A 19319-nucleotide genomic window follows, 5' to 3' on the forward strand; every position below is an offset into this window, starting at 1 on the left:
GTGGTCCGCCGCAGGGCTGGGACGCGGGGCTTCCCTAGCGCGGCACCATCGGCGCGTCGATACACACTAAAGTGACCCAAGCCGCGGATTTTGTTATGAACGAAACTCATCATCGTCATTTTGCGCGCTGGCTTGTGCTCTGTTATGGGTATTCGGGCAGAAAACGAAACTGAAGCGAAAGCACTCGCACAATGTTCCTTAGCGACCGTCAAACCGAAATCGTCGATATGGCCAAGTCGAAAGGCCGGATATTCGTCGAGGACCTGGCAGCGCATTTCTCCGTGACGCCGCAGACCATTCGCAAGGATCTCAACGACATCTGCGATGCCCAGATCCTGACCCGCGTGCATGGCGGGGCGGTCTTCCCGAGCGGCACGGAAAACGTCAAATACGAGGCGCGGCGCCAGATCGCGTCGAGCGAAAAGCAGGCCATCGGCCTGGCCGCTGCCAGTCTCATTCCCAACAATGCGTCCCTGTTCATCAATATCGGCACGACGACCGAGGCGGTCGGTGAGGCCCTCATCAATCACCATGAGCTGATGGTGATCACCAATAACATCAACGTCGCCAACCGGCTGAGGCTGTTGCCGGCCATCGAGGTGGTGATTGCCGGTGGCGTGGTGCGCAGCGCCGATGGCGGCATCGTCGGCGAGGCGGCGGTCGATTTCATCCGGCAGTTCAAGGTTGATTACGCCGTGATCGGCGCTTCCGCGCTCGATGAAGACGGCGCGCTTCTCGATTACGATTTCCGCGAGGTGAAGGTGGCGCAGGCGATCATCGCCAATGCCCGCCACGTCATCCTGGTCGCCGATTCCACCAAGTTCGAGCGCACCGCGCCGGTCAGGATTGCCCAGCTTTCCCAGGTGCACACCTTCATTACCGATCGTTGCCCGGTTCCATCCGTGCGGCAGTTCTGTCTTGAGAACGATGTGCGGCTGATCGAAACGAGCACGCAAAGGCAGCCGCAGACCGAGCTGGCGTGACACGCTTTCCAATATTCCCATCAAGGATGATTGTTGCTCATGAGCCTAGAGACCGTCCGCGCATTCCTCAGCGCATCCGCCCCCGATATTGACATCATCGAAACCGAAATGAGCTCCGCGACCGTCGCGCAGGCGGCCGAAGCGCATGGGGTCGATCCGGCGCAGATCGCCAAGACGATCTGCCTGCGGCTAGATGACGCGCCGATCCTGGTGGTGGCGGGCGGCTTGGCGCGGCTGGACAATCGCAAGTTCAAGGACACGTTCGGCACCAAGGCGCGGCTGTTGAATGCCGAAGAGGTCGTCGAGGCGACCAGCCACCCTGTTGGCGGGGTTTGTCCGTTCGGGCTTCCGTCGCCGCTGCGCATTTATTGCGACGTTTCCCTCAAGCAATTTGAAGAGGTGGTGCCTGCCGCGGGATCGACGAATTCGGCTGTCCGGATCGCCACGGATCGCCTGGCGGAGTTGACCAAGGCGACCTGGGTCGACGTTTGCCAATAGGCAGATACACGAACAATTGAACCAGATTCAACGCAAAGCTTAAAACGCGGAAAAAGAAACCTATATAAGAAGGCGAAACTCAACTGTTGCCATATGGGAGACTTTAGATGCCTCGTGCCGTTTCACGTTTTGCCAAGGTTGCGGCGATCGCCGCCCTGACAGGCGTTACCGTATTTGCGTCCATCGGCGATGCGGATGCGCGGCGGGCAGGAAGCTCCGGTTTCGGTAGCCGCGGTACACGCACGTTCCAGGCGCCGCCTGTCACCCGCACCGCGCCGGCCCCTGCGGCTCCGATGGATCGTTCGATGAGCCAGCGCCCTGAAGCCAACGCGCCTGGCGCCGCGACGCAGCCGGCCTTCGGTGGTGCTCAGCAGCGTGGTGGCCTGTTTGGCGGCTTCGGCCGGTCGATGATCGGCGGCCTGGTTGCTGGCGGCTTGCTCGGCATGCTGCTTGGCCACGGGTTCGGCGGCGGCTTTGGCTTCCTCGGCATGCTCTTGCAGTTCGCTCTGATCGCCGGCGCCGTCATGCTCGCCGTCCGTTTCTTCGCCAATCGCGGTCAGCAGCCGGCCTATGGCTCGGCGCGCCCGAGCGGCGTCAGCCCCATGGCATCGAATGGCAACTCGTCTTTCCGCATCCCGAGCATCGGTTCGGGCGCGGCCGGCTTTGGTCTCGGCGGCTCGAATGCCGCTCCGCAGCAGCCGCGCAACGATCAGCCGAGCGACGAAATCGGGATTAAGCCTGACGACCTTGACCGGTTCGAACGGCTCCTGACCGAGGTTCAGACGGCCTACGGTGCCGAGGACTACGGCACGCTGCGCAAGCTGACCACGCCGGAAGCCATGTCCTATCTCGCCGAGGAACTGGGCGAAAACGCTTCCAACGGCGTTCGCAACCAGGTCAGCGACGTCAAGCTGCTGCAGGGCGATGTCGCCGAAGCCTGGCGTGAAGACGGTTCGGACTACGCGACGCTTGCCATGCGCTATCAGTCCATCGATGCTGTCATCGAGCGCGATGGCGGCCGGGTGGTGAGCGGCGACACGCGCTCGCCGACCGAGAGCACCGAGGTCTGGACCTTCGTGCGTAAATCCGGCACCGACTGGAAGCTCGCGGCTATCCAGGGCACCGAACAGCGCGCAGCCTGATATCCATGTCGTTGAAAGCCTGCTTCAGCCCTCCTGGGCTGCGGCAGGCACGACCCAAAGCGGCCGATCTTCGCGCCGCGGCGCGGCAATCGTTGGAGCGGCTTCCTCTTCTGTGAGGAGGCCGTCTTCGTTTTCGCTGACGTCCACTTCATAGGCATAGTCGTAAAGCATCTCGCAGGCGCGCTCGTTGGCCTTGATCTTGGCCTCCGTCTCGCTGATCGCAGAGGCGATGGCTTTGACGCGGGCGCGCAGCATCGAGCCGAGAATATCGGTCGAAGGCCGCTTTTCCAGGCGCTCCAGGTGGTGCTCGATACGCGCGGCGTGGCGCTCGAGTTCGCGCTTGGAAAACCGCGCCTTGCGCATGTCTTCGGAGAGATCGTCACGCATCCGCGCGAGCGGATCGAAGGTGCCCGGCTCGCGCTCATCCAGCGTCAACTCATTGACGAGCTTCTCGATAACGATCAGCGCCTGCAGATCGACGGGATCGGCGAGTTCGACGTCATAGCCGGTATCGTCGAACACCTTGCGGCGAACGGGATCCAGCAGCAGTTCATAGGCCTTTTGCACCCGCCCGAATGCGTCGGGATCGCCACCGGAATCCGGATGCGTCGACTTCGCGCGCCTACGGTAGGCAGATTTGATCTGGTCATCGCTCGCGTCCCTGCGGACACCGAGAATCTCGTATGGATTGGTCACTGTCCCTCCGCTGCTGTCGGACATCGTCGTGACACCCGTGAAGGGCATTCGTCTATCAATGCCGTTCTTCTACCATCACTGGGGCAGAGTTTGGACAAAAGAATACATAAGTTTGCGTGAACGCCCGGATTGGCTGAAGGCATCCACCGTCTGTCCACAGTTTGATTGGACGCACCTGCTTGCCACATCGTTTTCCGCGCGGAAATCAGATCCATAGGAAAATCGGATGCCGAAGGAATGCTTAATCGATATAATGCCGGCGCTTGCGTTGACGCTGTCAGTCAAATCGAGTTCTATCCGCCACCTTCTTGCACTAGCTCTGCTGGTGGAGAGCTTCGGAGGACGGTTTCGTGCGTATTATCAAATCGATAGCGGATCTTAGGGCGTGCCTGAGGATCGATCGACGTGAGGGCAAAAAGATCGGTCTGGTGCCGACCATGGGCTTTCTGCATGTCGGTCACATGGAACTCGTCTCGCGCGCCAAGGCTGAAAACGACGTGACCGTGGTGTCGATTTTTGTCAATCCGCTGCAGTTCGGCGCCAACGAGGATCTTGCGCGTTATCCGCGCGATCTCGAGCGGGATTCTGCGCTTCTAAAGAATGCCGGCGTCGACTTTCTGTTCGCGCCCGAGGTGACGGACATGTATCCGCGCCCGATGCTGACGGTTGTCGATGTGCCGGAGATTGGCCGGCAGTTGGAGGGCGAGGTTCGCCCAGGTCATTTTGCCGGTGTCGCGACTGTCGTCACCAAGCTCTTCAATATCGTCCAGCCGCATGCCGCCTATTTCGGCGAGAAGGATTACCAGCAGGTCGTGGTGATCAAGCGGATGGTCGAGGATCTCGCGCAACCCGTCAATGTGGTCGCAGTGCCGACGGTGCGCGAGGCCGATGGCCTGGCCTGCTCCTCCCGAAATGTCTACCTGAGCGAGACGGAGCGCGCCGCGGCCGTCATCGTGCCGCGGACGCTCGACGAAGCGGCCAGGCTCTACGCCGGAGGCTGTAATGACCCCGCGCAATTGGAAGCCGCTTTGAACCGCTTTGTCGCATCCGAACCCCTCGCAAGCGCTGAGGTCGTCGCCGTCAGGCATCCCGAAACACTCGAACCGCTGACCTCGTTGCAATCGGCGCCGGCACTCGTGGCACTTTTCGTGCGCATCGGCAGCACGCGGCTGCTCGATAATCGCGTCATTGGCCTGACAGCGCAGTCGAGGACCGCCTGATGAGCGCGCAGGGCAAGCAAAAGCGACTGACCACGGCCTCGATCCGCTCGATGAAGGGAGGAGATCGCGTCGTTTGCCTCACCGCCTACACGACGCCGATCGCGCGCCTTCTGGATCCGCATTGCGATCTGCTTTTGGTCGGCGATTCCCTAGGCATGGTGCTTTATGGCATGGAGACGACGGTCGGCGTCACGCTCGACATGATGATCGCTCACGGCCGCGCGGTCATGCGCGGCACGTCGCACGCGTGCGTCATCGTCGATTTGCCGTTCGGCAGCTACCAGGAATCCAAGGAGCAAGCCTACCGCAATGCCGTCCGCATCCTGCAGGAAACAGGCTGCGACGGGGTCAAACTCGAGGGTGGCGAGGAGATGGCCGAGACAATCGCCTTCATGACATCGCGCGGCGTGCCCGTCTTCGCTCATATCGGGTTGATGCCCCAGCTGGTTAACACGGCTGGCGGCTTCCGGTCGCTGGGGCACTCGGAGCAGGAGGTGACGAAGATCCGCCGCGATGCGGCGGCGGTGGCCGATGCGGGCGCCTTTGCCGTCGTCATAGAGGGAACAGTCGAACCGCTGGCGCGCGAGATCACGGCATCTCTTTCCATTCCCACCATCGGCATCGGCGCGTCTGTCGCCTGCGATGGCCAGGTGCTGGTGTCGGATGATATGCTGGGCTTGTTCAGCGATTTCAAGCCGCGCTTTGTCAAGCGCTTTGCCGAGCTCGGTCCGCTCGTGTCGCAGGCGGTGGAGAACTATGCCGCAGACGTCCGCGCCGGCCGCTTTCCGGGCGTCGAACACACCTTCCCGCCACGCAAGTGAACGCGTGCGCCTTTTGCACGCTTGAGCGATCTTTCGTCGCGGGCCTTCCGCGGAAATTGCATCTTTGCGGAAGTGCGCTACAGTCAGCATGCTTCATGTGCAAGTCGTTTCCTGATGATGTCACAGGTCGCGTTCTGGTGAAGCAATGACGGTGTGATGTCGATCCCGGTGCGTTCGCAGCGGTTATAAGACCTTTTAGGAGTGAATTCATTGCTGTAGCCTTAGGCCATCCGCCGACAGGTCCTCAGCGCCAATAAGGCCTACTCTGCTTGTGTCAGTTTGGAATTCGGGGGAACTCCTAAGATGCACATCAAGACGTTCAGCCTGCTTCTTCTATGCCTCTCGTTTACCTCCTGCCAAAGAGAAGGCGGCGAGCCCGCCGAACTGACCATTCCAGTGCATGCGGAGCCGGTCGCGTTTCAGGATTTCCGCTACAGTATCAAGCTCACCGGCGCGATCGCCGCCCATATTGAATCCAATCTCTCGTTTCGCGTCAGCGGCAAGGTCACCGAGTGGACCGCCGATGTCGGCGCGCACGTAACCGCCGGGCAGGTGATCGCGCGGGTCGATCCGCAGCAGCAGAAGGCCGATGTTGAGGCCGCGCAGGCAGCGCTCGTCGCAGCGCAGGCCGATGTCGAGCAGGCGACCTCGGAGTTCGAGCGGCGCAAGACGCTGCTTGCCAGCGGTTCGATCTCTAAGGAATCCTACGATCAGGCAGCAACCGCCCTCGATACGTCGAAAGGTTCGCTCGACAACGCCAAGGCGCAGCTCGGCACGACCAAGGATGCGCTCGGCTATACAGAGCTGAAGACGGATGCCGATGGCATTATCACCGCCCGCAATGTCGAAGTCGGCCAAGTGATGCAGGCTGCGCAGACGGCGTTCACCCTGGCGCAGGACGGGCCGCGCGACGCGGTGTTTTACATCTACGAGACGCTGCTGCAGTCAAAACCCGATGCGCCGAGGGTCGAAATCGCGCTCGTCAGCGATCCTAATGTCACTGCCTTCGGCAAGGTCAGCGAGATCTCGCCGACGATCGACACCTCCACCGGCACCGTGCGCGTCAAGATCACGCTCGAAGAGACGCCACCGAGGATGACGCTGGGGGCACCGGTAACGGGCTTCGCGCAATCGGCGCCGACGAAGATGATCATCCTGCCCTGGACCGCATTGTTTGCCATTGACGGCAAACCGGCGGTCTGGATCATCGATCCGAAGGATGAAACCGTCAGCCTAAAGCCGGTCAAGGTTGCGACCTACGAGACCGGCCGCGTGATCATATCGGGCGGGCTCGATGTCGGCGAAATGGTCGTAACCGATGGGGGCAAGATGCTGCGACCGGGTCAGAAGGTGACGGTCGAAGGAGGGCAGAGCTGATGCGGCGGTCTTCTTTCCCGAAGCTTCTTGTCATCCCCATGATCATAGCGCTCAGCGCATGCAGCGAAGAAAAGGAGAGCGCGCCCCCGATAAGGCCGGTCCTGTCTAGCATCGTCGAGCTATCGGACTTGCCGACCCCGAGCTTTGCCGGAACGGTCGCGCCGAAGACGGAGACACCGCTCGGCTTTCGCGTCGGTGGGCTGATGGTGGCACGCGACGTCAACACGGGCGATGTCGTGACGAAGGGCGAGCTACTGGCCTCCCTTGAGCCGACTTCGCTGGAGCTTGCGGTCAGATCGGCACAGGCGCAGCTAGCCAATGCGCAGGCGCAGCTAGCCAATGCGAGATCCACCGAAGAACGTGCCCGCGCCACATTCCAGGGCGGAACGGCTACCAAGTCCAGCCTCGAGAGCAGCGTTCAGGCGACCCAGGCCGCGCAATCGGCAGTGGTGCAGGCACAGACCACGCTCGACAAGTCGAACGAGGATCTCTCCTACGCGCAGCTTCTCGCGACCTTCGACGGGGTCGTGACCGCCACCTCCGTCGAAGTCGGGCAGGTGGTATCGGCTGGCGAATCCGTGCTGACGGTCGCCATGCCCGGCGAACGCGATGCGGTCATTGACATTCCCGAGGGCGAACTGATCCCCGCGATAGGGGATGCCTATTCCATCCTGCTTCAGATTAATCCATCGATCACGTCGGCAGGTGTGGTGCGCGAGGTGGCGCCGACAGCAGATGCCGCCACACGCACCCGCCGCGTTAAGATAGCGCTGCAGAACCCGCCGGATGCCTTCAGGATAGGAACAACAATCACGGCTATCCGGCAGGCCCGCGATATCAAAAAGCTCTTCGTGCCGGCTTCGGCAGTCCTCAATCAGGACGGCAAGACCCTGGTCTGGATTGTTGATGAGAAAGCCGAAACCGTTCGATCCCAGGAGGTGAAGCTGCGTGACAAGACGTCGGCGCATCCGGAGGTGGTCTCGGGTCTGGAGCCGGGGACACGCGTCGTCATCGCCGGCGTTCATAGCTTGAAAGAGGGGCAGAAGATCAAGGTCGAGGGTGGTGCGCGCTCATGAACAAGTTCAACCTCTCCGACTGGGCGCTCGAACACAGGTCGATGATCTGGTACTTCATGATCGTCTTCGCACTGCTCGGGATTTTCTCCTACATGAACCTCGGGCGCGAGGAAGATCCGAACTTCACCATCAAGACGATGACGATCTCCACGCAGTGGCCCGGCGCTTCCGCCGAGGAGACCACGAGGCAGGTCACCGAACGCATCGAGCGCAAGCTCGAGGAATTGGATTCGCTCGACTATACCAATTCGCTGACGATCGCGGGCCAGACGACGGTGTTTGTTTATCTGAAAGATTCCACCAAAGCACGCGATGTGCCTGGGATCTGGGTGAACGTTCGTAACATGATAAGCGATATCGAAGGGCAATTTCCCTCGGGCGTGCAAGCGCCTACCTTCAACGATCGCTTCGGCGACGTTTTCGGTAACATCTACGCCTTCACCGCCGACGGATTCACGCAGCGCCAGCTGCGTGACTATGTTGAGAGCGTGCGCCGTAGTATCCTGACTGTCCCCAATGTTGGGAAGGTTGATCTCGTCGGGGCGCAGGACGAGGTAATCTTCCTCGAATTCTCGACCCGCCAACTCGCCGCGCTCGGCATCAGCCAGGCTGATGTCCTCAACACGTTGCAATCGCAGAACGCGATCACGCCATCGGGCGTGCTGCAGGCACAAGGCGAGCGTGTCAGCCTGCGTGTCAGCGGCCAGTTCACCTCGGAAGACAGTCTGCGCAGCGTCAATCTGCAGGTCAACAACCGCTTCTTCCGGCTGAGCGACATCGCGACCATCACGCGCGGCTATACGGATCCGCCCACGGCTCTCTTTCGCGTCAACGGCATGCCGGCGATTGCACTGGCCATCGGCATGAAGCAGGGCGCCAATCTGCTTGAGTTCGGCAAGGCGCTGCAGACCGAGTTGCGCAAGGTGCATGCGACGCTGCCGATCGGCATTGAGCCACATCTCGTCGCCGACCAGCCTGTTATCGTCGAAGAGGCGGTGTCGGGGTTCACGCGAGCGCTGGCGGAAGCGATCATAATCGTGCTCTTGGTGAGCTTCGTCAGTCTCGGCTGGCGCGCGGGGCTGGTCGTTGCCTTCGCGATCCCGCTGACCTTGGCGATCACCTTCGTCTTCATGGAATATGACGGCATCTCGCTGCAGCGCATCTCGCTCGGCGCACTGATCATCGCGCTTGGCTTGCTTGTCGATGACGCGATGATTGCCGTGGAAATGATGGTCGCGCGGCTTGAAGCCGGCGATCCGATCACCAAGGCTGCGACCTACGTATACTCGCATACGGCCTTTCCGATGTTGACGGGAACCTTGGTCACCGTCTCGAGCTTCATGCCTGTCGGGCTCAACAACAGCGCGGCCGGCGAGTTCACCTTCTCGCTTTTTGTTGTCATCGCGGTGTCGCTGGTTGTGTCGTGGATCGTGGCGGTGGTGTTCGCGCCCTTGCTTGGGGTGACCATCCTGCCCAAGACGATGAAGAGGCACGAGGAGAAGAGCGGATGGTTTGCCAACGGCTTCGCGAAGATCCTCGATGTCTGCATGCGCTTCCGCTGGGTTACCATCGCGGCGACGGTCATCGCGTTTGCCTGCGCGGTCTACGGCATGCGCTTCGTCCAGGAGCAGTTCTTTCCGTCGTCCGACCGACTGGAACTGATTGTCGACTTTTCACTACCCAATAACGCCTCGATCAACGAAACCGATCAGCAGATGGCGAAGTTCGAGAAGGAGAAGCTGCAAGGCAATCCCGATATCGAGCGCTGGTCCACCTATGTGGGGCAGGGCGCGCAACGCTTTGTGCTCTCTTTCGACGTGCAGCCGCCGAGCCCGTCTTTTGGTCAGGTGGTGATCATTACCAAGAGCCTTGAAGTACGCGACAAGCTGCGCGTGGATCTTCAGGAGTATCTTACCAAGACCTTCGTCGGCACCGACGCCTATGTGAAGCTACTCGACATCGGTCCGCCGGTCGGCCGCCCAGTCGCCTACCGCCTCAGCGGTCCTGATATCGAACAGGTCCGCCAGCGCGCGCTGGAACTCGGCGCGGTCATGAGTCAGAACCGGTCGCTTGGCGATGTAGTTTACGACTGGAACGAGCCGCAGCGTGTGGTCAAGGTCGATGTTCTCCAGGACAAGGCGCGTCAACTCGGCGTCACCTCGGAGGATATAGCGTCGGCACTGAATGGTATTGTAGGCGGCGCGTCAGTAACGCAGGTGCGCGACGATATCTATCTGATCACTGTTCTCGCGCGCGCCCAGGCATCCGAGCGGCGGTCGATCGAGACGTTGCGCGACCTGCAGCTACGCACCAGCAACGGCAACTCTGTTCCCTTGGCGGCGATCGCGAATTTCCGCTACGAGACCGAGCCGCCGAGGATCTGGCGCCGCGACCGCCTGCCGACAGTCACGATCAAGGCCGCCGTTATCGACAACAAGCAGCCGGCGACGGTTGTCGACCAATTGGCCAAGCCTATCGATGCCTACACCGCCCAACTGCCAACAGGTTTTACTGTCGAGGTGGGCGGCAGCGTGGAACAGAGCGCCAAGAGCCAGGCGCCGATCGCCGCCGTGGTGCCGATGATGCTGTTTACGATGGCGACCATCCTGATGATCCAGTTGCAAAGCTTCTCGCGGCTGTTTCTGGTCTTCGCGGTCGCGCCTTTGGCCCTGATCGGCGTTGTGATCGCGCTATTGTCGAGCGGCGCTCCGATGGGCTTCGTGGCGATCCTTGGCATCCTAGCCTTGATCGGCATCCTGATCCGAAACTCGGTAATTCTTGTTGTGCAGGTGGAGGAACTCAGGCGCGAGGGGCATCATCCATGGGATGCGGTGCGAGAGGCGACGCAGCATCGAATGCGGCCGATCCTGCTGACGGCGGCGGCGGCGAGCCTTGCGCTGATCCCGATTTCACGCGAGGTGTTCTGGGGGCCGATGGCCTATGCCATGATGGGCGGCATCATCGTCGGCACGGTGCTGACGCTGCTCTTCCTGCCTGCGCTTTATCTTGCGTGGTTCCGGATCAAGCGGCCGGAAGGCGAGCATGCAATGGAAGAGGAAGTGACTGGAGGCGCAGGTTGATCAGGTCTGCAGCCAGTCTGCGATGCCGCGCGCGGCCGCACGACCGGTCGCGAAGCACGCGGTGAGCAGGTAGCCGCCCGTTGGGGCTTCCCAATCGATCATCTCACCGGCGACGAAAAGGCCGGGGCGCTGCTTCAGCATGTAATGCTCGTCGATCCCATCCCATGCGATGCCGCCCGCCGACGAAATGGCTTCGGCGATCGGGCGCGGGGCGACGACGGGTATAGGCAGCGCCTTGATCAGCCGCGCTAGCCGCGCAGGGCCGCGCAGGTCGGCATCATCGCCGCATTCGCGAACGAGGTTAGCCTTGACGCCATCAAGGCCGGCGCCTTTGCGCAGCCGGTTGGCGAGGCTCGTCTTGGCGTCCTGCCTGGCGAGATCGCGCTCGATCCGCTCCAGCGTCCGCCCGGGCATCAGGTCGACGATGAGTTCGGCAGGCTGTCCAGATGCCAGTGCGTCTCGCAATGCCGCGGCATGGGCGTAAACTAGGCTACCCTCTATGCCGTGCTGGGTAACGACGAACTCTCCCTGCGTCGATCCCGCTGGAGACGTTGCCACCACGGATTTGACCGCAGCGCCGGCGAAGCGCTCGCGAAACACCGCGCTCCAGTCGACATCGAAGCCGCAATTGGCTGGTTGGAAATCGTGAACCGTAACGGCCTCATTTCGCAACCAATCGACCCAGCGACCGTCCGAGCCAAGCCGCGGCCAGCTCTGCCCGCCAAGGGCGAGCAGGGCGGCATCGGGTCGGATGACGAGGTTGCCTTGGGGCGTTGCGAACAGATAGCCGCCGTCGGAAAAACCCTGCCATCGATGGCGCGTGCGGATTGTCACCCCCTGCGCGTCCAGCCGCCTGATCCACGCGCGCAAGAGGGGTGATGCCTTCATCGCCACGGGAAAGACGCGCCCCGAGGTTCCAACGAAGGTCTCGGTCTCCAGATCGGCGGCCCATTGCTTGATGTCGTCAGGGCGAAAGGCGTCGAGCGCATCGCGCAGGCGCTGGTTGGCGCTGCCGAAGCGCGTCGAAAAGCGTTGATAGTCTTCGGAATGAGTGATGTTGAGGCCGGATTTTCCCGCAAGCAGGAATTTGCGGGCGACCGTCGGCATAGCCTCGTAGACCGTGACACTATGTCCGGCTGAAGACAGAATCTCCGCCGCCATAAGCCCCGCCGGTCCACCGCCGATGATGGCTACCTCTTTGTCCGACATGTATTCGCCCGCAATTGAACTCGCAGGCCCGTCATGACGCGTGCGCTGGATATACGCAACCCCGCCGAGGCGGAGCCGCGTGCAATCACGTTAGATGCCGATGCGAACAGGGCGCACCGATGCTCGCCGACAAGACGGCGTCAGTCCACGAAACGCGGGGTAAAGCGCGGTTGGGCCGAGGCTTCTTCTTCTTTCATGGCGTCTTCGTGGTACCAGCAGCTGTCGTAGACGCAGGGTTCCAGATCTTTTTCCAGGTCAACCTTCTGGCGAAGCGCCGATGAAGCGAAGCGCTTCGTCGGGAAAGCGTAAATCGTTGCCGACTCGTGATGCACACCAGTAACCATGTCATGCCTCCAAATTGAGTCCGCCCTAAAGCGTTAAGAGAGACAATAACACAGCTGCACAGAGAATGCTCTATATGATTGAAAAAAGTGCAACAAATGTTTGAATCGTGGGCAATCGCGATTTGAGCAGCTTTATATCAGAAATCCAAAGAATACAAAAAATATGCATATGCTTAATAAATAAGCAATACGGGCATTGTGCGGAAAAAACTGACGGCGCCGCTGTTCATCCTTTTCCAGCGCGAGGTTCGATCAATAGGCGGCGTAACCGCTTGAGTCCACTGGCACTTCAGGGCCTGCTCCGATTGCCTCGCACCTGTTCTATTGGCGCTGCAACGGCCCCTTCCGCCTTACCGTTTCACCCCTCGTCGCGAACTGGCACGCTACATGCATACTCATTGGCATCCCTCCACGGGCGAGGCGGCCTCGGCTTCCGCGTCCCTGGGACCTGCTGACACCTATGTTTTGAGAGACTCGCAAATGACCAAGTATAAGCTCGAGTACATCTGGCTCGATGGATACACCCCGGTACCGAACCTTCGTGGCAAGACGCAGGTCAAGGAATTTGCAGAATTCCCGACGCTCGAACAGCTGCCGCTCTGGGGCTTCGATGGCTCTTCCACGATGCAGGCCGAAGGACGCAGCTCCGATTGCGTGCTGAAGCCCGTCGCCGTTTATCCGGACCCGGCTCGTACCAACGGCGTACTCGTCATGTGCGAAGTCATGATGCCTGATGGCGTTACCCCGCATGCGTCCAACAGCCGCGCAACCATCCTCGACGACGAAGATGCATGGTTCGGCTTCGAGCAGGAATACTTCTTCTACGAAAACGGCCGTCCGCTCGGCTTCCCGGAACAGGGCTACCCGGCTCCGCAGGGTCCTTATTATTGCGGCGTCGGCTCCAGCAATGTTGGTCCAGTTGCGCGCGAAATCGTCGAAGAGCACCTCGACCTCTGCCTCGCTGCCGGCATCAACCACGAAGGCATCAACGCCGAAGTGGCCAAGGGCCAGTGGGAATTCCAGATTTTCGGCAAGGGCTCCAAGAAGGCCGCTGACCAGATCTGGATGGCTCGCTACCTGCTGCAGCGCCTGACTGAAAAGTACGGCGTCGATATCGAGTATCACTGCAAGCCGCTCGGCGACACCGACTGGAACGGTTCGGGCATGCACTGCAACTTCTCGACCAAGTTCATGCGCGAAGTTGGCGGCAAGGCCTACTTCGAAGCTCTGATGGCGCAGTTCGAAAAGAACCTCGATGCCCACATCGCCGTTTACGGCCCGGACAACGACAAGCGTCTGACCGGCAAGCACGAAACTGCTCCGTGGAACAAGTTCTCCTACGGCGTTGCCGATCGTGGCGCTTCGATCCGCGTTCCGCACTCCTTCGTCAAGAACGACTACAAGGGTTATCTGGAAGATCGCCGCCCGAACTCGCAGGGTTGCCCTTACCAGATCGCTTCCCAGGTTCTGAAGACGATCTCGGAAGTTCCGACGGCTGGTTTCGCTTCGGCTGCCGCCTAAGCCAAATCCTGATTGATTGTGATGGCGCTGGTCGAAAGGCCGGCGCCATTTCTTTTGGGTCACGGCTGATGTGCCTCGCATTGGCACGGCGATCGATGGTCGCTGCGATTTCTTCCCGCCGATCCCGATTTTTCTAAACCCTGTTTGCGATCGCCATCGTCTAACGGTTGAAAAACTCAACCGAACGGCCGCATTCCTTTTGCGTTATAGTCTCTTTTCACTATACTTGTGTTGGATCATCCAAACGCGAGTTACCCTTGGTGTCAGTGGCTAAGCACAGCCTTCTGCTTCGCTTGCTCGGAAAGCCCGCGCTTTTCGCCAATGACGGCGAGATCGTGCTTCCGGAAAAAGCCTATCCGCTCCTGGCCTTCGTCGCTGCATCATCGCAGTTCTCGATGGAGCGTGAGACATTGCGGGGCATGCTCTGGCAGTCCGACGTGTCGAAGCAGCGTGCCGGCAGTCTCAGACAGCTCCTTGCCCGGATCGATCGCAGCGTGCCGGAAGGCCTTCCCCGCCTGATCACCGCCACCAACACGCATATTGCACTCAATGCCGAGCACTGGGCCACCGATGTGCTGCTGCTGCGGGATGCCACGCATCCGCTGGCGCGGAGCGATTGGGCCCTGCTTCAAGGCGAGTTGCTCGAAGGTTTCCGCGCGCCGACGATGGAAGCCGATGAGTGGGTGACGATCGAGCGCCGCCGCATCGCCGAATGCCGTGACGCGCATCTGATGACGCTGCTTGATTCGCCCGAAAAACTGACGCTCGCCGATACCGTATTGCTGGCCGGCCTGCTTGTGGCCACGGATCCGGCGAACGAGGCGGCCTGCCGCGCACTGATGAAGGCGCATGCGACGGCGGGCGATCTTGGCTCGGCGCGGCAAGCCTATTTCCGCTGCCGCAACGAATTGAAGGCTGAGTATGGTGCCGAGCCGGATGCGGCAACCCAGGCGCTCGCGCTGGAACTCGGCATCATTGCACCGGTGGCACCTGCCGTGTCGGAAACTGCCGCCGTTAGGCCCGCGACCGCCGACCCGGTTGGCCAGCCGCGCGTGCTCATCCTTCCGCCGGAAACGATGCTATCAGAGCCGCTGCTGCAGCGTGTCGGCAGAGCTTTGCTCGAGGATGTCACGATCGGCCTCAGCCAGCAGCGTGGCTTCAAGGTCATTGCGGCGCATACGAGCGTCGAGATTCTGAACCGCAGTCTCGCCAGCGGCGAACTGCAGCCCATGCCGCCGGAATTGCGCTTCGATTACACCGTCTACGTGACGATCCACGGCCGCGAAGACGAGATCTACGCGACCTGCCGGCTGACCAAGACATCAACCGCCGAAGTGCTTTGGGCGATCGACCTGCCGCTCGCCATGCAGAAGGTCAACCAGTCCTTCGGCCAATTGGCACGGCGCATCGTCATGACGCTCGCCGATACGATCGAGCGGCGCGAATTGACGGATATGATGCACGATGTCTCGCCCTCGGCCTATCGGCTCTATCTCGAGGGCAAGCGGCTCGTATCGAAGACCGATCTGCAGCACCTCCGACAGGCGCGCAAGTGGTTCAAGTCGGCGCTGTCGAGACATGATCGCTTCTCCTCCGCCCATGCCGGCATGGCCCGGGTGCTGGGGATGGAGTGGCTCGTTCGCGGCATGAAGGACACAGCACTTCTAGAAGAGGCCGACCGCTCGGCATGGCAGGCGCGAGACAGCGATCCGAACAGTGGACGAGCCATGCGCGAGCTCGGCTTCGTCGCGCTCTATCGCCGCCGCTTTGCCGATAGCCTCGATTTCTTCGCCGAAGCGCAGATGCTCAATCCGAATGACGCGGATATTCTGGCCGATCACGCGGATGCACTTCTGCATGACGGGCAGAGCGACCGCGCGCTGGAACTCAGCCACGCCGCGCTGAAGCTCAATCCACTGCCGCCGGATTATTACTACTGGAACCTGGGCGGCATTCATTTCGTCCAGGAGAATTACGCCAAGGCGATCGAGGTGCTCGATCGCGTCAAGGACCGGCCGGCGACCTCGCGTCTGCTCGCCGCGGCGCATGCCAAGAACGGCGACAAGGCCACCGCAGCGCATTACGCCTCGGTTGTCCTCGAGAATTTTCCGGATTTTCGCACGGAAGATGTCTGGCGTTTCGTGCCGGATCGCAACCCTGACGATACTCGCCAGCTGATAGACGGACTCAGGATGGCTGGCCTGTCCTGAAGTGCTACAGATGGCGATTTTGGCCGTTAATTAGCGAAATTTCCAGTCACACCGGAATAACGCCGGCCGTTCACAGTCTCTCCTGTTCGCAGCAAATGCTGCCACCAAAAGGAGAAAACCATGACCAACGCAATCAAGTCCACCGTTCGCCTCTCCGCTGCTGCCCAGGCCGTCCTCAAGCAGAACGCCGTTCAGCTCGACACCAACGCGACCGCGAACATCGTTCACGCTCTGAAGTTCCGTTGAGGTTTTTGCGAATGTCTGTTCAGGCAGCACTCACGGATCTGGCTGGGGATCTAAGTCTTTCCGCGGCGGGCGTCAGCGCCTACCACGACCGCTCCCTGACGCCTGGACAGACATTCGCGGCGATCAAGCCGCACTTTGCCGAGCTTGGAATAACGCGCGTCGGCTTGTTGACGGCGCTCGATCTTCTTGAAATTCCGGTCGCCTTCGCGACCCGCCCCAATAGCTACACGCTGTCAGTCTTCCAGGGCAAAGGCATCGACGAGGACGCCGCAATGACCTCGGCTGCCATGGAGGCGGTCGAAACCCGCGTTGCCGAGATGCAGCCGGATGATCTGGTCATCGCCACGCTTGCCGGCATGAAGGCCGAGCGCGCGCCGTTGATTGATCTCGATTCCGTTGCGCGCTGCGTGCCGGACGAAATCGATACAGGCCCGCTCGCCTGGAGCGAGGGCCTCGACATCATGAACGACCAGCCGGTTTTCGTTCCGTGGTCACTTGTTGGCCTTGATCATCGTGGCACGCGCCCTTCCGGCTTCGAGCAGTCCAGCGACGGCCTGGCATCGGGCAATCGCCCTGCCGAAGCCGTACTTCACGGTCTGTGCGAGCTGGTCGAGCGCGATGCATGGGCGCTGACGCAGCTTCGCCCCTTCGATGAACTGCGCGGCTCGCGCATCGATCCGGCCGGCTTCGGCGATCCCGTTATCGAGATCATCACCGACCGCATCGCCCGCGCCGGCATGCGGCTCCTGCTGCTCGACATGACGACCGATATCGGCGTGCCGAGCTTCCTCGCCGTCATCGTTCCCGGCGACCTCGGCGACCGCGTTGATGCGCGCTGGACGAATGTCTGTGGCGGCTGCGGCTGCCATCCGGATCCGGTCCGCGCGGCACTGCGCGCCATCACCGAGGCAGCGCAGAGCCGGTTGACGGCGATCGCCGGCAGCCGTGACGACTTCTCGCCTCGCGTCTACCAGCGCCTTGATGGCGACGGACCGATGCAGCAGCTGATCGAACTCTGCGACGAGGCGCCGGTCGCGCCGCGCTTTGCCGAGCCTGCCAAGCGCAGTATCCAGCAGACGATCCGCCACATTCTGGATCGGCTGCGTGCACGGGGTATCGAGCAGGTCGTGGCCGTGCCGATCCCGCATCCGCGCCTTCCGGTTTCCGTCGTCCGCGTCATCGTGCCCGGCCTCGAGGTCGATGTCAGTGGTGAATTCATTCAACTTGGCTTGCGCGCGATCGGCGCCATGCAGGGGGCCCAGGCATGAGAGTCATTTTCGCAGGACCAAGCTTCGGCCGGGATCTCGACAGGCTTCAGGCCGAGCATCCGTCGATCGAGTTTCGCGGGCCAGCCGCTCGCGGCGATATCCTGCAGGCGGTGCGCGACGGCGCGCGCGCCATTGGCATCGTCGATGGCTATTTCGGCGAGATGCCGTCCGTCTGGCACAAGGAAATCCTCTTCGCGCTCGAGCAGAACGTCGTCGTCGCCGGCGGCGCCAGCATGGGGGCGCTCAGAGCCGCCGAATGCTCGGCGTTCGGCATGGTTGGCATCGGCTCGATCTATCACGACTACGCCGATGGCCGGCTCATCGACGATGAGGCCGTGGCGCTGGTCCATGCGCCGGCCGAGCTGGGCTGGCTGCCGCTCTCCGTTCCGTGGGTCGATTATCAGCCGACCATCGACGCGCTGAGCAGGCAGGGCCTGCTCTTGTCGGGCGAATACAAGAAGCTTCTTCTCTCGGGCCGCGCGCTGCATTTCTCCGAGCGGACCTATCCGAAGGCCGTGGAACGCTGCGCGTTCGACAACGCCGCGCGCGCCAAGGAAATCGTGCGTTTGATTCGCGCGAACAAGATCGAGCGCAAGCGCGCCGATGCCGATATGGTTCTCGACTATCTTAACAGCGTGAAATTCACCGCTGGAAAGCGCAGCTGGGGCTTCGCGGCAACGTCACACTGGGAGATGCTGCATGCTGAAATCAGCACCCCGGTAACGCCTGTAACGCTCTAATAACGCCACGCCTGAATGATGGAAGCACTGAAGCCCCAAAGTGGTGTTTGGGGCGTCTCAGAGAGGCGGAGCGGACGAGATGAACATTCAGACGATGGACGAGGGAAGCGGAAGCGAATATGCGAGGATATTCCGCTTGCTGTCGGCCGCGAAGGACGAAGCGCAGAAGCTCAAGTTGAACAACCTGACGCATCTGACGAACATGGCTCTGCTGCAGGTCGTCATCGATTGGGATGGAATCGACCCGGAGCGCGAGCTGGACGTGAATCTGGAAAAGCTGATCGGCACCAAGACGAAAGTGGCAATGAAAGACGCACGAGAAAACCTCGTAGTCTTGGAGCGCCACTAATCGTTATGGTATCCGCGAAGCCGCTTTATTCGGCGGCTTCGCTTTCGATCTGCTCCATGCCGGCAATCGCCTGCACCAGCTTGACGATCTTCTTGCGGACCTGCTCGTTCTTGATCGACAGGAAGGCAGCGTTCAGGAGCACGCCGTCGCGGGATACGACGAATTCGTCGCTCGGAGTCGGATTGTCGTTGGCATTGGCCGAGATATCTTCGAAGAAGGAGCGGACGTCGACATCGAGCGCACCGGCGATTTCGACGAGCATGCTTGCCGAAACGCGGTTCGAGCCCTTCTCGTATTTCTGAATCTGCTGGAACGTGACGCCGACGCGATCACCCAGTTCGGTCTGCGAAACCTTGCGCATCAGGCGCTTGATACGGATCGTCTTGCCTACATGAACGTCGACGGTATGCGGTGCTTCTTTCATGGCCTTATCCTTCTAACGCCAGTGCGGCGTGCTTATTATTCCCTGCGGCAACCTTACCAAGATATTTGAACGGATCAATTGTGCCGCCCATTTTTATTCCCGCCAACTCATGTGC

Annotated in this window: 18 protein-coding genes; 14 read left to right on the plus strand and 4 right to left on the minus strand. The window is 61.0% G+C overall.

Annotated elements, in window-relative coordinates:
* Positions 1-191: 191 nt before the first annotated feature.
* From J5286_RS28335 to J5286_RS28345, 3 genes are all read left to right on the plus strand, one after another.
* Positions 192-983: a DeoR/GlpR family DNA-binding transcription regulator gene (locus J5286_RS28335; protein ID WP_047504578.1), complete on the plus strand. Its 792-nt coding sequence runs from the start codon at positions 192-194 to the stop codon at positions 981-983.
* Positions 984-1022: 39 nt separating this feature from the next.
* Entirely contained in the window at positions 1023-1481 is a 459-nt protein-coding gene (locus tag J5286_RS28340; RefSeq protein WP_209193288.1) for a YbaK/EbsC family protein, read from the plus strand.
* A 107-nt stretch (positions 1482-1588) separates the two neighbouring features.
* Entirely contained in the window at positions 1589-2623 is a 1035-nt protein-coding gene (locus tag J5286_RS28345) for a Tim44 domain-containing protein (RefSeq protein WP_209193289.1), read from the plus strand.
* Positions 2624-2647: 24 nt separating this feature from the next.
* On the opposite strand, the gene J5286_RS28350 is transcribed toward J5286_RS28345, so the two are convergent.
* Entirely contained in the window at positions 2648-3319 is a 672-nt protein-coding gene (locus tag J5286_RS28350; RefSeq protein WP_209193390.1) for a J domain-containing protein, read from the minus strand.
* 350 nt (positions 3320-3669) lie between these two features.
* On the opposite strand from J5286_RS28350, the gene panC reads away from it, so the two are divergent.
* From panC to J5286_RS28375, 5 genes are all read left to right on the plus strand, one after another.
* Positions 3670-4539 (plus strand): pantoate--beta-alanine ligase, encoded by an 870-nt coding sequence (gene panC / locus J5286_RS28355; protein WP_209193290.1) that lies wholly within the window; start codon positions 3670-3672, stop codon positions 4537-4539.
* Complete coding sequence (panB, locus tag J5286_RS28360; protein WP_209193291.1) at positions 4539-5360, plus strand: 3-methyl-2-oxobutanoate hydroxymethyltransferase; 822 nt, start codon at positions 4539-4541, stop codon at positions 5358-5360. Before panC ends, panB begins: the two co-directional genes overlap by 1 nt.
* 303 nt (positions 5361-5663) lie before the next feature.
* Positions 5664-6737, plus strand: coding sequence for an efflux RND transporter periplasmic adaptor subunit (locus tag J5286_RS28365; RefSeq protein WP_209193292.1), 1074 nt, complete (start codon positions 5664-5666; stop codon positions 6735-6737).
* Complete coding sequence (locus J5286_RS28370) at positions 6737-7813, plus strand: efflux RND transporter periplasmic adaptor subunit (protein ID WP_209193293.1); 1077 nt, start codon at positions 6737-6739, stop codon at positions 7811-7813. Before J5286_RS28365 ends, J5286_RS28370 begins: the two co-directional genes overlap by 1 nt.
* Complete coding sequence (locus J5286_RS28375; RefSeq protein ID WP_209193294.1) at positions 7810-10893, plus strand: efflux RND transporter permease subunit; 3084 nt, start codon at positions 7810-7812, stop codon at positions 10891-10893. The genes J5286_RS28370 and J5286_RS28375 overlap by 4 nt, the downstream gene beginning before the upstream one ends.
* On the opposite strand, the gene J5286_RS28380 is transcribed toward J5286_RS28375, so the two are convergent.
* Entirely contained in the window at positions 10894-12102 is a 1209-nt protein-coding gene (locus tag J5286_RS28380; protein ID WP_209193295.1) for a TIGR03862 family flavoprotein, read from the minus strand.
* 140 nt (positions 12103-12242) lie between these two features.
* Positions 12243-12446: a DUF2735 domain-containing protein gene (locus J5286_RS28385; RefSeq protein WP_047504555.1), complete on the minus strand. Its 204-nt coding sequence runs from the start codon at positions 12444-12446 to the stop codon at positions 12243-12245.
* A 480-nt stretch (positions 12447-12926) separates the two neighbouring features.
* Here J5286_RS28385 and J5286_RS28390 point away from each other — a divergent pair, with 480 nt between their 5' ends.
* The 6 genes from J5286_RS28390 (at position 12927) to J5286_RS28410 (ending at position 18780) form a co-directional block, all read left to right on the plus strand.
* The gene (locus J5286_RS28390) at positions 12927-13967 is read left to right on the plus strand and encodes a glutamine synthetase beta-grasp domain-containing protein (RefSeq protein ID WP_018896776.1); all 1041 of its coding nucleotides are present in this window, start codon (positions 12927-12929) and stop codon (positions 13965-13967) included.
* 260 nt (positions 13968-14227) lie between these two features.
* Positions 14228-16177 carry an AfsR/SARP family transcriptional regulator gene (locus tag J5286_RS28395; protein ID WP_348529299.1) on the plus strand — a complete coding sequence of 650 codons (1950 nt, stop codon included), beginning with the start codon at positions 14228-14230 and terminating at the stop codon, positions 16175-16177.
* 120 nt (positions 16178-16297) lie between these two features.
* Positions 16298-16423: a hypothetical protein gene (locus J5286_RS31575; protein WP_280637067.1), complete on the plus strand. Its 126-nt coding sequence runs from the start codon at positions 16298-16300 to the stop codon at positions 16421-16423.
* Between the two features lie 11 nt (positions 16424-16434).
* Positions 16435-17691, plus strand: a complete 1257-nt coding sequence (locus tag J5286_RS28400; RefSeq protein WP_209193296.1) for a YcaO-like family protein — start codon at positions 16435-16437, stop codon at positions 17689-17691.
* On the plus strand, positions 17688-18431 hold the full coding sequence (locus tag J5286_RS28405) for a TfuA-like protein (protein WP_209193297.1): 744 nt from the start codon (positions 17688-17690) through the stop codon (positions 18429-18431). The genes J5286_RS28400 and J5286_RS28405 overlap by 4 nt, the downstream gene beginning before the upstream one ends.
* A gap of 79 nt (positions 18432-18510) precedes the next feature.
* Entirely contained in the window at positions 18511-18780 is a 270-nt protein-coding gene (locus J5286_RS28410) for a hypothetical protein (protein WP_018896781.1), read from the plus strand.
* Between the two features lie 25 nt (positions 18781-18805).
* Here J5286_RS28410 and J5286_RS28415 read toward each other — a convergent pair whose 3' ends face one another.
* Positions 18806-19204, minus strand: a complete 399-nt coding sequence (locus J5286_RS28415; RefSeq protein ID WP_018896782.1) for a helix-turn-helix domain-containing protein — start codon at positions 19202-19204, stop codon at positions 18806-18808.
* Positions 19205-19319 lie beyond the last annotated feature (115 nt).

It is taken from the genome of Rhizobium sp. 16-488-2b, from assembly GCF_017741815.1.
GTDB lineage: Bacteria > Pseudomonadota > Alphaproteobacteria > Rhizobiales > Rhizobiaceae > Rhizobium.

Excerpts from the sequence above, each read along its gene's own strand:
- J5286_RS28370 (WP_209193293.1), top strand. The coding sequence starts at position 6,737 with ATGCGGCGGTCTTCTTTCCCGAAGCTTCTTGTCATCCCCATGATCATA.
- J5286_RS28390 (WP_018896776.1), top strand. The coding sequence starts at position 12,927 with ATGACCAAGTATAAGCTCGAGTACATCTGGCTCGATGGATACACCCCG.
- J5286_RS28340 (WP_209193288.1), top strand. The coding sequence starts at position 1,023 with ATGAGCCTAGAGACCGTCCGCGCATTCCTCAGCGCATCCGCCCCCGAT.
- J5286_RS28365 (WP_209193292.1), top strand. The coding sequence starts at position 5,664 with ATGCACATCAAGACGTTCAGCCTGCTTCTTCTATGCCTCTCGTTTACC.
- J5286_RS28400 (WP_209193296.1), top strand. The coding sequence starts at position 16,435 with ATGTCTGTTCAGGCAGCACTCACGGATCTGGCTGGGGATCTAAGTCTT.
- J5286_RS28415 (WP_018896782.1), bottom strand. The coding sequence starts at position 19,204 with ATGAAAGAAGCACCGCATACCGTCGACGTTCATGTAGGCAAGACGATC.
- J5286_RS28345 (WP_209193289.1), top strand. The coding sequence starts at position 1,589 with ATGCCTCGTGCCGTTTCACGTTTTGCCAAGGTTGCGGCGATCGCCGCC.
- J5286_RS28405 (WP_209193297.1), top strand. The coding sequence starts at position 17,688 with ATGAGAGTCATTTTCGCAGGACCAAGCTTCGGCCGGGATCTCGACAGG.
- J5286_RS31575 (WP_280637067.1), top strand. The coding sequence starts at position 16,298 with ATGACCAACGCAATCAAGTCCACCGTTCGCCTCTCCGCTGCTGCCCAG.
- J5286_RS28410 (WP_018896781.1), top strand. The coding sequence starts at position 18,511 with ATGAACATTCAGACGATGGACGAGGGAAGCGGAAGCGAATATGCGAGG.
- J5286_RS28335 (WP_047504578.1), top strand. The coding sequence starts at position 192 with ATGTTCCTTAGCGACCGTCAAACCGAAATCGTCGATATGGCCAAGTCG.
- J5286_RS28375 (WP_209193294.1), top strand. The coding sequence starts at position 7,810 with ATGAACAAGTTCAACCTCTCCGACTGGGCGCTCGAACACAGGTCGATG.
- panB (WP_209193291.1), top strand. The coding sequence starts at position 4,539 with ATGAGCGCGCAGGGCAAGCAAAAGCGACTGACCACGGCCTCGATCCGC.
- J5286_RS28380 (WP_209193295.1), bottom strand. The coding sequence starts at position 12,102 with ATGTCGGACAAAGAGGTAGCCATCATCGGCGGTGGACCGGCGGGGCTT.
- J5286_RS28385 (WP_047504555.1), bottom strand. The coding sequence starts at position 12,446 with ATGGTTACTGGTGTGCATCACGAGTCGGCAACGATTTACGCTTTCCCG.